A 12,335-nucleotide genomic window follows, 5' to 3' on the forward strand; every position below is an offset into this window, starting at 1 on the left:
CCGTTTAGCTGCCGCTCAGAGGTGACTCCCACGTCGGATCATGCCGGGATCTTCTCTCTAGGTGGGCAAGCAGGTGCTCTGCTGTGGTGGAGGCCGTGTCTTGCGGCGCGCCGATCGCGGTCAGGGCAGTGGTGAGCCTTGCTGGGACCGCCGCTGGCAGGTCCGGGTCTGTCAGAAGTGGCAGGAGCAGCAAGAGGCGGGCGGCTGCGCCCTGGACGCCTTCGGCCGTCGCGGAAGGGTTGTCAGCGATGCGGACCAGTTCGTGCCATGTCAGGCCAGCCCCCGAAAAGTCTCCTTCCCAGCTGGCGATCTGCTGGGCGTAGCTCCTGCCTGGATGGGTCAGGAGGTAGTCGGTGCCGTAGTCGCCAACCAGGTTGCGGTAGATCACCACAGCTCCGGGACCATCCTCGGCCGGCACCCGGAACGCAGGCCAGCGTTCGGGGTCGAAGAGGACCTCGGACGTGGCATCGGCATCGGCGCCGTCATCGCCGAAGCACTCCGGAGACGGCGGCTCGCCACATGACCCGTCACTGCACAGCACGAGAAGGTAGTTCGACCAGAAGCCCAGGCGGGCCAGCACTGATTCACCCGCCACCAGCGGGCCGTCGTCGTATCCCTTGATCAGCACTCCCGGATTCTGTCACCAGGCACTGACATGGCCCGGTCCGGGATAGGTACGGGGTGCCACCCTGTTACGGGACAGCCCGTACGTTTTTACGGTCGCCGCTGGCACTGGAAGGAACGCCGCCCCCGAGCGCCGTCAGGGCGCGGAGTACCTCAGTCGCCGGCCCAGGAGGATGGCTCCTGCGCCCGCGATCAACGAGCCGACGGCGATGCTGGTGAGTGCGGTCTCGGCCCGGGCGCCATGAGTGGTTCCGGTGGCGGCCAGCGCAGGCCGGGCGGAATCGGCCGCCGTGGCGGCTTGGAGGACGAGGTCGGTGACCGCATCCGGGTGGCTGATCATGGCCACGTGGGAGGAGTTGATCTCCACCATGTGTGAACCCGCGCGCTTGGCCTCGAAGCGTTCCTGGTCGGGGTTGATGGTCTTGTCCTGTTTCGCGACGAGGAACCACGACGGGATGTGCTTCCAGGCGGCTACCTTGGCCGTCTCCGAGAACGCGGTCGTTGCCGCGGGTCGTTGAGTGGCCGCCATGACCCTGGTGGTGCTTTCCGGGAGGTCGGCGGCGAAGACCGGACGGAGCCTGTCGGGCTTGAGGTACAGGTCTGTCCCGCTGACGCTGCCGGCCCGGTAGGGAACGGACTTCGTGGCGGTGCCGAGTTCGCTGGGGAACTTGGCACCCAGGGTCATTCCGCTCTCGCCCACGTCGGGCATCAGCGCCGATATGTACACCAGGGACTTCACCTGGGGGTTGCCCGCGGCGGCCGTGCTGATCAATGAGCCGCCGTACGAGTGACCTGCCAGCACGATCGGGCCCTTGATGCTGTCCAGCACGGAGGCGATGTAGGCGGAGTCGCTGTACAGCCCGCGCAGCGGGTTGGCAGGAGCGATGACGGTGTAGCCACGGTGTTCAAGCCGTTCGACGACCCCGTTCCAACTGGAGGCGTCCGCGAACGCCCCGTGCACCAGCACGATGGTGGGTTTGGTCGCGGTTGTGCCACCGTCTGCGGCAGCAGGTGCTGCCACGCCCGTACACAGGGCCACGGCGCACCCGGCCACCATGACGTGTGCGCGCCGTATTCGGCGCCGTGAGCAGGGGGCCGGGAATACCGTCATGTCCTTCTCCCTTTCCGTGACACCTACGGCACCTGAGTGTTCACCCATCCGCACCAGTAGACGCTGCCAATGCACTCCATCCGGGTCACAGGAATGGGCTATGGGAGTGAACCCCGGAGGCAACGGGTTTCAGTGCGACATGGGGCCACAAGTGGTCGGGAGCCCGCTCTCCCTCGATGCACCGCCGGGCGTGCCGGCGCTGCAGATGCCCCGCATCACCGCTCTCTGCCAGGCCACGTGCACGGGCCAACTCCGAGGCACCTCAGCCCCGTTCCTGGCATGCATGCCTGATGAGGTCCGTGACGGCCGGGTTCCTCGGCACCCCGTCGCCCTCCCCACCTGAAGGTGGGATCCAGTGCGCGCAGCGAAGGGCGTCGTCATATGCGCCTGATGACCAGCACGGCCACGTCGTCGAGGTGGTCCACCGCGACCGCAGCGTCGAGGATTCGATCAGCGATCCCCTCGGCGTTGAGTCCGTCGTGGAGGGCTTGCGCGGCCAGTGTTCCGGCCCGCTCCAGGCCTGCGTCCAGCGTCAGGCCCGGCCCTTCCACCACACCGTCGGTGACCATGATCAGCGCGGTGCCTTCCTCCAACGTGAAGGTCTCCTCAAGGTAGTCGGTGCCTGACAGGACTCCCAGCACTGGACCGCCCGGCAGCTCGCGGACGTCACTGCTGCCGTCCTCGCTCACACAGAGCAACGGCACATGGCCTGCGCTGGTGCCGGTGACCTGCCCTTCGCGTGGACCGATGTACAACATGGTGCAGCTGGCGAAGCGTGTCGCGTTCATCGTGACAAGCAGTTCGTTGGTGCGCGTCAGCACGGTTGCCGGCTCCGGTTCGTGTGGGGCGATCGCACGGATGGAGGTGCGTACCTGTCCCATGAAGGCAGCGGCATCCACGTCGTGCCCTTGGCTGTCGCCAATCTCCAGGGCCACAGCACCGCCGGGCATCACGAAGGCGTCGTACCAGTCCCCGCCGATGTCGAGCCCGTCTCGGCTGGGCCGGTAGCGGGCGGCGACCTCCAGGCCCGGGAGATGCTCCGGCAGCGTGGGCAGCATGCTCTGCTGGAGCGCCGCGGCCAGATCGACGCGGGCCTGCTGCAATCTGATGCGTCTGAGTGCCTGTCCAGCCAGGTCGGCCAGCGTACTCATGAGGGCCCGCTCGTCCGGGGGCGAGTGGTGCTCGCTTGCGTAGGTCACCACCCAGGCCCCGAGCGGCTGGTCGCCTACCGGACTGAGGGGGACGATCGACAGGGCGATGAAGGAGCCAAGCCACGGAATACTGGCTGCCTGCGGCCAATCGCGTAGGAGTTCCTCGTGGTTGGGGATGAAGCGCGGCGTGCCGGTTCGGATCGCACAGGTCAGCGGTTGCGGTTCGTCGAGAGACATGCCTTCCATGGTGTTGATCTGCCGTGGGTCGACCTTGGCATCGGAGGAGGCGTGCAGGAGCCCTGTCTCCTTGTCGAGGAGCGTAAGCGCGGCGCCCGTACCGCCGAAGGTCGCGGCGACCCGTGTAAGAACGACCTGCTGCAGTTCCTGCTCGGTGGCGGCGGTGATCAGGGCGGCGGAGAAGGCGGCGATCTCGTCGGCACGCTGCCGCTCGGCCCAGAGCGTGGCCAGCGCCTTCTGCCGGCCCACCTCGAGCCGGGTGTCGTCGCGGATCACCCCGAAGACCTGCTCAGGGCCGCCATAACCCAGCTGGATCCGACGGATCTGGCAGGCGATATGGTGCCACCCATCGTTCTCGGTACGGAACCGCAGGCTGATCCAGGGGGACTGGGCTGCGGTCGAGCGCACGAGCCGTCTCAGGGCCACCCGGTCATCTGGGTGAACTCGCCGGACCACCCTGGACAGGGACGTCGAGGCATGCCGGAACAGCGAGGCCAGGGCGGGTGCGCCCCCCAGCCAGTCCAGCCGCTGCTTCCCGGGTGCGTACATCCACAGGCCGAGGTCCGCGGCTGCGGCCGCCAGCCGGAACGGGACCAGCAGGCCGCCCGGGTCGTTTCGTGCGTCCACCGAGTGCACCCACACCAGCCGCTCGCGACTGGCGGGATCCTTCACTGGCCGAGCCTCGATGAGGCTGACCACGGACGCTCTGCCCGGTCCGGAGAACTCCAGGACCCGCATCGCGACCGTCTTCGTCGTGGCCCCGTGTATCAGCAGACTCTCGGCCGACGCTCGTTGGGTTTCGGGCAGCAAGTCGAGAAAGTCATAACCCACGCACTGCTCTGCCGACCTGCCCAGCGTCGCGGCCATCGGGGCGTTGAGGGAGTGGATGGTGCCATCCAGTGTCAGAAGAGCCGATGGGGTAGCCCAGCGAAGGAATTCGTCCCGGGTATCCATCTGCGTCTCCTTTCCCTGTCTATCGTCTAGCGATGGCTCAAACATTCCTTCCCTCTTGCATTCCGGTCTTTTACTGATTTCGAGATCCGGGACGCGCATGGAGGGCCCCGCCTGCCGCGCTCATGCAGGACGCCCGACATCGTTTCGGCGCTCCGTCGACACTCCCACCGGTTGCTCTGCCCAGACGGTCTTCCCCTGGGCTTGGTAGCGGGTGCCCCACTGGTCGGCGACGCTCGCGATGATGAACAGCCCTCGGCCTGTCTCGTCGATGGTGCGGGCGTGTTTCACCTGTGGGGAGCTGGTCGCGGTGTCGCTGACCTCGCAGGTCAGCATCCGCTCGAGGATGAGACGTAGTTGCAGGGGCGGAGCGCCGTAGCGGACCGCGTTGCCGACAAGTTCGCTGACGATGATCTCGGTGGTGAACGCCGTTTCCTCGTTCACGCCCCAAGCCTCCAACTGGCGGCGGGCCGCTGCACGGGCGATCGGAGCGGCCTCAGGGTCCGCAGGCAGAGCGAGGGTCAGTACCCGGTCTTGAGGCAGCGCCTTGGTGCGGGCGAGCAGCATCTGTGCCTCGCCTGTTGCGTCGCCGTCTGTGAGCGCATCCGCGATGTTGTCGGACAGGTCTGACAGGCGCCGTGCACCGGCGTCATCCAGGAGCCGGCGCAGTGAGCCGGATGGCGCCAGGACGCTGTCCGCGAGCGTGGCCGTGCCCATCGCCAGAGTGCTTCCTTCGGGGAGATCGACGGTGGTGGCGGGGAATGGGGCGTTGCCTGGTTCAGCCAGCTGGGGGCCTGGGGGTATGGGCAGGGTGGCCGAGGTGCCGTCGGGAAAGACCGCGACCGGCTCGGGGAGGCCGGCGCGGGCGATGGTGCACGTGAGATCGACCGGGTCGTAGATGGCGAGGATGCAGCCGGCGGTGAGCGGCTCGCGGTTCAGGGGATCCGTGAGAGGCAGCGTTGCGCGCGCGGCCACGAGGCGGGCCACGGTGTCGCTGAGGCGGGCCAGCAACTCGTCGGGCTGCAGGTCCAGGGCGGCGAGTGTATGAACGGCCGTTCGCAGGAGTCCCATCGTGATGGCTGCAGCGATGCCTTGCCCTGCCACGTCGCCGACGATCAGTGCGGTCCGCGCACCGGGCAGCGCGATCGCGTCGGACCACGCGCCGCCCCCCTCCGGCGCGGGAAGGTGCACTTGGGAGATCTCCACGGTGGCATGGGTGGTCGGTTGGTGGGGGAGAAGCCTGCGCTGGACGGTTCGCGCGATAATCCACTCGCGCATGTACTGACGGGCGTTGTCGATGCAGAGGGCAGCGTGCGAACACACGGCGGACGCCACCGCGACATCCTCCTCTTCAAAGGGATCTTCCTGTTGGTGGCGGTAGAAGCTGACGACGCCCAGAGCATGGCCGCGCAACGCCAGTGGTGCCACGATCAAGGAGTTGGCACCGGACCGCCTGATGACGTCGGCTCGGGCCGGATCGGCGGCCAGCCACGAGCTGTCCTCCTCGATCGATACGAGGCGCGGCCGAAGGTCGCACAGGACGTCCGAGAAGGGACTGCCGGTGGGCAGGGGCCGCGCGACTCCGAGCGGGTGGCCCGCGATTCGGCCCTGGAAGGCCGCTGGGCGCAGTGGAACGTCCCGCTCGACGGGTACCAGCGGCGGGTCCTCTCCGCGGACGACATCTTCGATCACCGAGACGTCGGCGATACCGGCGAAGGCGGGTACTACCGCCTCCACCAGCTCCCGGCAGACATCCATCACGTTCAGCCGGTGCCCCACTCGGGTGCGGACCGCGTCCAGGACGGCCAGACGGTTCTGTGCGTTCTCTCGCTCGGTGACGTCGAGCGTGGATGTCACCAGTCCGACCACATTTCCGGCGGGGTCCTCCAGGCGGAAGTAGGAGACAGAGTGGGTACGGTGCGTGGTCTGGCCCGGTGCCTTGATGCGCCGGACCAGCCGGTTCACGACCGGTTCTCCGCTCTCCAGGACTCTTTGCGCCACAGCGGTTTCTTCCTCGGGATCTGCGAGTCCACACGCCTCGGTGAAATGCTTGCCCAGTAGGTGCCTCACCGGTGTGTCATGTGGTCCGCCGGTAGCGGTGCTCATGCGGACCACGCGCAGCTGATTGTCGAGGACGTGCAGTCCCACTGGGGAATGAGTGAACGCAGCCTTCAAGATCGCCACGTCCTGTCCCGACACGCTGTCTCCCGCTGCGAGCATCTGCCACAACACGGAAGTACCGCGAAGTACCGGCTTGACCAGCACCGCGGCCGCATCCGAGAAGCTTTTCCCCCGCCGTTCGCCGTCGGCGGCGACCTCACGCATGAGCGCGGTCACGGACTGGCCGACGGCCTCTTCGGCGGACCAGCCGAACAGCTCCTCAGCCGAACGCTCCCACTCGATCACCCGGCCACTCTCATCGATGAGGACGAGCACGTCGCCGCTGGGCATTCGAAAACACCTCCACACCCATCGTTACGCCGATCGGCGCAGCCCGCCTCCCACCTGGGCTATCCAAAGGTCGTGTGGTGAGCAGCGCTGACGGCCCTCTCGCAGGTCTGTCGCGATGAGGGAGTACCCCCGGCAGGCTTCGAACCTGCGCACACGGCTCCGACGCGCAACAACGACAAAGAGCGGGACAAGCGAGATCGGTTCCCGCTCACGCTGTGACCAGCAGCGACGCCACAGCCCCGAAGGGCCGAGCCGCTTCTGCTCTTCGACGGCTGCCTCTGTCCACGGATAGCCCACGGGCACTGATGCCTACCCGCATGTGCCGGAGCGGTCCTGCGGGACGAGTCGGGGCAGGGGCTGGCGGTGGAGGTACTCGCGGAGGTCTTCAGGGAGCGCGGACTCGGCGCGGTCGTGTGAGGTGCTATTTCACCCTTGGACGGGGGAGCCCCCCCGCTACGCGCGCGTGACGCCGACACACCAGGCACCGGTTCCCTATTCAACGATTTTTCGCTATATAAGGCGCCCTTAGTGGCGAGTCGGGCGCAACGGCGCATTGCGGACGCGAGCATGAACGAGTCCGACCCAGGCAGGCGCATCAGGCGCCTGCCGTGAAAGGAGCATGGAATGCAAGTTTCCCGTTTTGTCGCCGCACTGGGCGTCGCGGGCGCCCTCCTGGTGGGCGGCGCCACTGGCGCCAGCGCCGCCACCGCGCCGTCGGTGGCATCTCCTGCCGCGCACGACCGTGGAAACGACCACGGTCACGACTACAGGCGCGGCGACCACGACGGTCGCTGGGGTCACCACCGTGACGGCCGCTGGGGTCACCACCGCGGCGACCGCGACGGCCGTTGGGGTCACCACCGTGACGGCCGTTGGGGTCACCACCGCTACGACCGTTGGGGTCACGACCGCTACGACTACCGCTGACCGCCCTTGGGGGTGCCCTTCCGCTGTTGGCGGAGGGCACCCCCTCGGCGTGCCTTCGGCCGCATAGACCCCCGCGGCTGACCGAGATCTACGATGCGCTCGATTCGACCGCAGGAATTTGAGTCCTTACATGGGTGTCGTGCAGGGGTTGAATGCCCCGCCGAGTGCTGGACATCGCCTGGAGGGGCGGGGCGCGATCCCAATTAGGAGTTCGATCACCCCTCGGTACTGACGCGGAGTCACCCGGCCACGCTGGCCGCCTCAGACGTCTCAGATGCCTCGGGCGCCCCAGGAGTCCTGACGTCCGGCGCCGTTGATGGCACCCGTGGATGGGGCGACACGCCTGGCCAGCACGCAAAAACAGCCGCTGAACGGGCAACCTGGTGCAATATTGCACATTTGATCTCTTCGTAGGAGGAAATGTCATGGCGAACAAGCCCAGCATTGTCTTCGCCCACGGACTCTGGGCGGATGGGTCGTGCTTCAACAAGCTCATCCCCACGCTCCAGGCTGAGGGGCACGAGGTTTTCGCCTCACAGCACGGCCTCGACTCGCTCGAAAGTGACGTCGCGTGTCTCAACTTCACGCTCAACCACGTCCCCGGCCCGATCGTGCTGGTCGGTCACTCCTACGGTGGGACCCTGATCACCAAAGCGGGCACCCACGACCGCGTCGGCGCTCTGGTGTACATCGCCGCGCTCGCCCCTGACGAGAACGAGACGTCGCAGGAACAGCAGGACAAATTCCCCCGCACTCCCATCTTCGAGCACGTGGACGTCGCCGACGGCCGCGTGTGGCTCAAGCCCTCGGGCGTCCCGCACTTCTGCGGCGACCTCCCGGAAGCGGAGCAGAAGCTCGTCCTGGCGACGGGCGCTGTGCCCGTGGCGGACCTGTTCAGCCAGCAGGTTCCCGGCACCGCCTGGCGGACAAAGCCGAGCTGGTACATCGTCGCCAACAACGACCACACCGTGCACCCCGACCTGGAGCGGTCCGCCGCCGAGCGCATGGGCGCCCATATCCGTCCCGTGGACAGCAGCCACGTTCCCATGCTCTCGCATCCTGACTTCGTCCTCGATGTGATCCGCGAGGCCGCGGAGTCCCTCGACGCCTAGGCCAAGCCGACAACGACCGGCCTGAGCACAACACGCAAGGAGGCGACCCCGGACCGACCGGGCCACCTCCTTGCAACGACATCAAGCTTTCAATGCCGCCGAAAGTGGTGCGACCGGCAGTCGGCCCGTCGCGCGCAGGGGAGCGGATCATGGTGTCCTACGCCGGGCGGGGAGTGCACGGAGGCGTCATCGAATCGCTGGGCTCCCGGGTGGTCGGGGGCGATGTCGCCGTCGGCGCCACTCTCGACCCGCGCACCCAGGTTGACGACATGGGCGTCAGCCTCACCGTCATCCGTGAGGCGCTCAAGGTCCTCGGCGGCAAGAGCCTGGTCGCCTCCCGCCAGAAGCGCGGCACCTTCGTCCGGCCGTGCACCGAGTGGAACGTCCTGGACGCGGATGTGACCCGCCGGCGCATCGAGGGCTGCGAGGTGGACGCGGTCCTGTGCGACCTCGCCGAGATGCGCTCCATCGTCGAACCCGCCGCTGTCCGCCGGGTCGCCGAACGCCGCACCGAACAGAAGCTCGGGGACCTCGAAGCGGCACTCGACCGCATGGCGCGGGCCGGGGACGACGCGGCCGAGGCGGTGGCCGCCGACTCCGACTTCCACCGCACGCTCCTCGTCGCGTCCGGCAACGAGATGCCGGCCATGCCGCACGACCTGATGGCCCCCGCACTGCGGGCGCGCGACATCGTGCACGGTCAGCACGGCTGCGCAGACGACCCGGTGCCCAGTCACCGCGCGGTCCCGGACGCGATCCGGGACCGTGACGCCTCCCGCTCGGGTGCTGCCATGGCGGACCTGCCAGCGAAGGCGGACCGCGACCTCGACCTGGCCGTGCGCGGGCAGGCTCGCGCGGCGTCCGGCCGGGGCTGAGGCACCGGGCCGTCCGAGCGGCAGCCTCAACTCGGTTTCCGTGGGGCGGTATAGCCCTCGTGACGCGAGAGTGACCGGACCCGCAATCCACATCGCGGCACTCGCCCGATCATCGTCGCGACTGCAGTGACGCAGTAGCAGCCCACCAGCACGACACACCCCCGTCTCCGGCTACGCACCGGGGACGGGGGTGTGTCGTGTCGCGGCGACCTTTCTGGACGCCGCCTCGGTCGGCGCAACGGTCCGGCCCTTAAGGCACATCAGGTAGAAGGGGCACGGGTAGGCGAACTTCGGTACCGCCTCGGAGACCGTCTTGCCGTGGGGGCGTGAGCCGCTCTGGCCGCGGGACGAGACCATCTTTGGTCGCTCGCCGGTGCAGGGCTGCCGGTATGCCGCATCCTGCCGGGCGGCCACTGGCACCGTATCCGGGTTTCCGTGGCACGGGCGCCGCGCGGGTTTCGTTTCAGGCCTTGGTACGGGCCGGTGCCGTCTCCGGCAGGCGCCACACGCACAGGGCGCTGGCGAGTCCGGCGGCGGCCATGTAGCCGGCCAGGTACCAGGGGCGATCGCCGCCGGCGTCGACCAGCAGCGTTGCCACGAACGGTGAAGTCCCCGCGAAGATGACGCCGTTGATCTCGCGGACGAAGACGAGGCCGCTGTAGCGGACCTCGGTCGGCAGCGACTCGGCGTAGAACGTGCCGGTGACCGCGAAGATCGAGTTGAGCATCAAGGCGAACGCGACGGTGATGGCCAGGTAGATCAGCCACGGCTCGCGGGTGTCCACCAGCCAGAAGAACGGATACGCGAAAAGCGTGATCGCCACGGCGCCGCCGATCATCACCGGCTTACGGCCGACCCGGTCGGACAGGGCGCCCGCCATCGGGATGGTGAGGATGGAGATCGCCGAGGCGATGGTGATGCCGAGGACCGACGTGCCGGAGGACAGGCCGAGCTGGTTGGTGAGGTAGCTCGGCAGATAGCCCTGGATCGCGTACGAGGCGATGGCGGTGGCGCAGCCGGAGCCGATGAGGAGGGCGATCGCCTTGGGGCGGGTCTTGATCGCGGCGAGGACGGGGAGCTTCTCGCGCTTGCCGCTTTCGCGAGTGGCCTCGAACTGCTCGGTTTCGGGGGCTGCGTTGCGGATGGCGAGGGCGATGATCACGACCAGGGCGCTCGCCAGGAAGGGGATGCGCCAACCCCAGCTGAGGAAGTCGTCCTCGGGCAGCGTGGAGACGGCGGCGACCGCGCCGGAGGCGATGACGACGCCGATGAACTCGCCCGCGCCGGGAAGCGATCCGTAGAAGCCGCGCTTCTCGGCCTTCGCCGCCTCCGTCGACATGACGTACGCGCCACCGAGTTCGGCGCCGACGCCGAAGCCCTGCATCATCCGGCAGAGCACGAGCAGCACCGGGGCCCAGATGCCGATCTGGTGGTACGTGGGCAGGAAGCCGATGGCGAGGGTGCCGGCGCCCATCAGGACCACGGTGAGGATCAGCACCGGGCGGCGGCCTATGCGGTCACCGAGGTGGGCGAGGATCAGGCCGCCGATGGGGCGGACGGCGAAGCCCAGGCCGAAGGTCGCGAACGAGGCGAGCGTCGCCGCGAACGGGGAGACGTTCGGGAAGAAGACCTTGTTGAAGACGATCGCGGCTGAGGCGCCGAAGAGGAAGAAGTCGTACCACTCGAGGATCGAGCCGACGACGCTGGCGGCGGCGGTGCGGCGCTGCCGGGTGCGGGCGCTCATCGCCGCCTGCGGTCCGGTCTCCTGATGGGCGTTCTGATGGGGGTTCTGGTGGGTGGATGGGCTCGGCGTCGTGCTCATCTCACTCCCTTTCGCTTTACGCGGGTGGGGGGACTCTGTGCGGCTCACACCTCTTGTTGCAACATATGCACGCGTGTTGCGCAAGGGCTGCTAATGTTCTTCATGAGCACTACGGGATGTCAATGGCATGTCCATGCCTCTGGAGGGACGGCGCGATGACCACCACGGCCGTGACGGCTGTCTGCCTCGGCGAGACGATGGCGCAGGTCACGCCCGCCGACGGCGCAGGCCTCGAACACAGCGGGGAGCTGCGGCTCGCCGTCGCGGGCGCCGAGTCGACCGTCGCCCAGTACCTCGCCGACCTCGGCCACGGCGCCGGCTGGGTGAGCCGGGTCGGCGACGACCCGTTCGGGCGGCGGATCGTCGCGGCGGTCGCGTCACGCGGCGTGGACGTCACCGGCGTACGGCGCGACACCGCGGCCCCGACCGGCGTCTACTTCAAGGACCCGGGGCCCGACGGCACGCGCGTGCACTACTACCGGGCCGGCTCGGCGGCCTCCCGGATGAGCGCGGCCGACGCGGACGCCATCGACCTGACCGGCGTACGGCTGCTGCACCTGACCGGGATCACACCCGCCCTGTCCGACACGTGCGCGGCGCTCGTGGCCGCGCTTCTGGAGCGGGCGGCCGGCACCAACACCCTGGTCTCGTTCGACATCAACCACCGCCCCGCGCTCTGGAGTTCGCACGGCGAGGCGGCCGAGGCGCTGCTGGCCCTGGCGCGCCGCGCCGACATCGTGCTCGTCGGCCGCGACGAGGGCGAGACCCTGTGGGGCACCGTCACCGCCCAGGACATCCGCGATCACATCGCGCCGCGCGGCACGCTCGTCGTCAAGGACGGCGCCGTGGGAGCCACTGAATTCACCGACGGAACACAGGAGTTCGTGGCCGCTCCCGCCGTGGACGTGGTGGAGGCCGTCGGCGCGGGTGACGCCTTCGCCGCCGGATACCTGAGCGGGCTCCTCGACGGGGCGGCGCCGCGCGAGCGCCTCGCCCTCGGCCACCGTCTGGCCGGGCGCACGCTGCGCAGCATCGAGGACTACGTCCCCCTCTCGCCGAACGACAGGAACTGAG

At 68.4% G+C, this 12,335-nt stretch carries 9 protein-coding genes; 4 read left to right on the forward strand and 5 right to left on the reverse strand.

Annotated features, from left to right (window positions below; genetic code table 11):
• Nucleotides 1–4: 4 nt before the first annotated feature.
• The 4 genes from ACFC96_RS37340 to ACFC96_RS37355 form a co-directional block, all read right to left on the reverse strand.
• A complete protein-coding gene (locus tag ACFC96_RS37340) occupies nucleotides 5–628 on the reverse strand; it encodes a hypothetical protein (protein WP_376616606.1) in 624 nt (207 codons plus the stop codon).
• 132 nt (nucleotides 629–760) lie between these two features.
• Entirely contained in the window at nucleotides 761–1,735 is a 975-nt protein-coding gene (locus ACFC96_RS37345) for an alpha/beta fold hydrolase (protein ID WP_376616608.1), read from the reverse strand.
• Nucleotides 1,736–2,112: 377 nt separating this feature from the next.
• On the reverse strand, nucleotides 2,113–4,077 hold the full coding sequence (locus ACFC96_RS37350) for a SpoIIE family protein phosphatase (RefSeq protein ID WP_376616610.1): 1,965 nt from the start codon (nucleotides 4,075–4,077) through the stop codon (nucleotides 2,113–2,115).
• A 120-nt stretch (nucleotides 4,078–4,197) separates the two neighbouring features.
• Entirely contained in the window at nucleotides 4,198–6,525 is a 2,328-nt protein-coding gene (locus tag ACFC96_RS37355) for a SpoIIE family protein phosphatase (protein WP_376616612.1), read from the reverse strand.
• Between the two features lie 624 nt (nucleotides 6,526–7,149).
• Between ACFC96_RS37355 and ACFC96_RS37360 the strand changes: the two genes are divergently transcribed.
• The 3 genes from ACFC96_RS37360 to ACFC96_RS37370 all read left to right on the forward strand — a co-directional run bounded on the left by ACFC96_RS37360 (nucleotide 7,150) and on the right by ACFC96_RS37370 (nucleotide 9,439).
• Nucleotides 7,150–7,452: a hypothetical protein gene (locus ACFC96_RS37360; protein WP_376616614.1), complete on the forward strand. Its 303-nt coding sequence runs from the start codon at nucleotides 7,150–7,152 to the stop codon at nucleotides 7,450–7,452.
• A 425-nt stretch (nucleotides 7,453–7,877) separates the two neighbouring features.
• Nucleotides 7,878–8,564 (forward strand): alpha/beta hydrolase, encoded by a 687-nt coding sequence (locus ACFC96_RS37365; protein ID WP_376616616.1) that lies wholly within the window; start codon nucleotides 7,878–7,880, stop codon nucleotides 8,562–8,564.
• Between the two features lie 149 nt (nucleotides 8,565–8,713).
• The gene (locus ACFC96_RS37370; protein WP_376616618.1) at nucleotides 8,714–9,439 is read left to right on the forward strand and encodes a FadR/GntR family transcriptional regulator; all 726 of its coding nucleotides are present in this window, start codon (nucleotides 8,714–8,716) and stop codon (nucleotides 9,437–9,439) included.
• 463 nt (nucleotides 9,440–9,902) lie between these two features.
• Here ACFC96_RS37370 and ACFC96_RS37375 read toward each other — a convergent pair whose 3' ends face one another.
• Entirely contained in the window at nucleotides 9,903–11,261 is a 1,359-nt protein-coding gene (locus tag ACFC96_RS37375) for an MFS transporter (RefSeq protein WP_376616620.1), read from the reverse strand.
• Between the two features lie 155 nt (nucleotides 11,262–11,416).
• On the opposite strand from ACFC96_RS37375, the gene ACFC96_RS37380 reads away from it, so the two are divergent.
• On the forward strand, nucleotides 11,417–12,334 hold the full coding sequence (locus ACFC96_RS37380; protein WP_376616622.1) for a sugar kinase: 918 nt from the start codon (nucleotides 11,417–11,419) through the stop codon (nucleotides 12,332–12,334).
• Nucleotide 12,335: the final 1 nt, after the last annotated feature.

This window comes from Streptomyces sp. NPDC055955 (genome assembly GCF_042270245.1).
Taxonomy (GTDB): domain Bacteria; phylum Actinomycetota; class Actinomycetes; order Streptomycetales; family Streptomycetaceae; genus Streptomyces.

Excerpts from the sequence above, each read along its gene's own strand:
- ACFC96_RS37375 (WP_376616620.1), bottom strand. The coding sequence starts at position 11,261 with ATGAGCACGACGCCGAGCCCATCCACCCACCAGAACCCCCATCAGAAC.
- ACFC96_RS37370 (WP_376616618.1), top strand. The coding sequence starts at position 8,714 with ATGGTGTCCTACGCCGGGCGGGGAGTGCACGGAGGCGTCATCGAATCG.
- ACFC96_RS37355 (WP_376616612.1), bottom strand. The coding sequence starts at position 6,525 with ATGCCCAGCGGCGACGTGCTCGTCCTCATCGATGAGAGTGGCCGGGTG.
- ACFC96_RS37345 (WP_376616608.1), bottom strand. The coding sequence starts at position 1,735 with ATGACGGTATTCCCGGCCCCCTGCTCACGGCGCCGAATACGGCGCGCA.
- ACFC96_RS37380 (WP_376616622.1), top strand. The coding sequence starts at position 11,417 with ATGACCACCACGGCCGTGACGGCTGTCTGCCTCGGCGAGACGATGGCG.
- ACFC96_RS37365 (WP_376616616.1), top strand. The coding sequence starts at position 7,878 with ATGGCGAACAAGCCCAGCATTGTCTTCGCCCACGGACTCTGGGCGGAT.
- ACFC96_RS37350 (WP_376616610.1), bottom strand. The coding sequence starts at position 4,077 with ATGGATACCCGGGACGAATTCCTTCGCTGGGCTACCCCATCGGCTCTT.
- ACFC96_RS37360 (WP_376616614.1), top strand. The coding sequence starts at position 7,150 with ATGCAAGTTTCCCGTTTTGTCGCCGCACTGGGCGTCGCGGGCGCCCTC.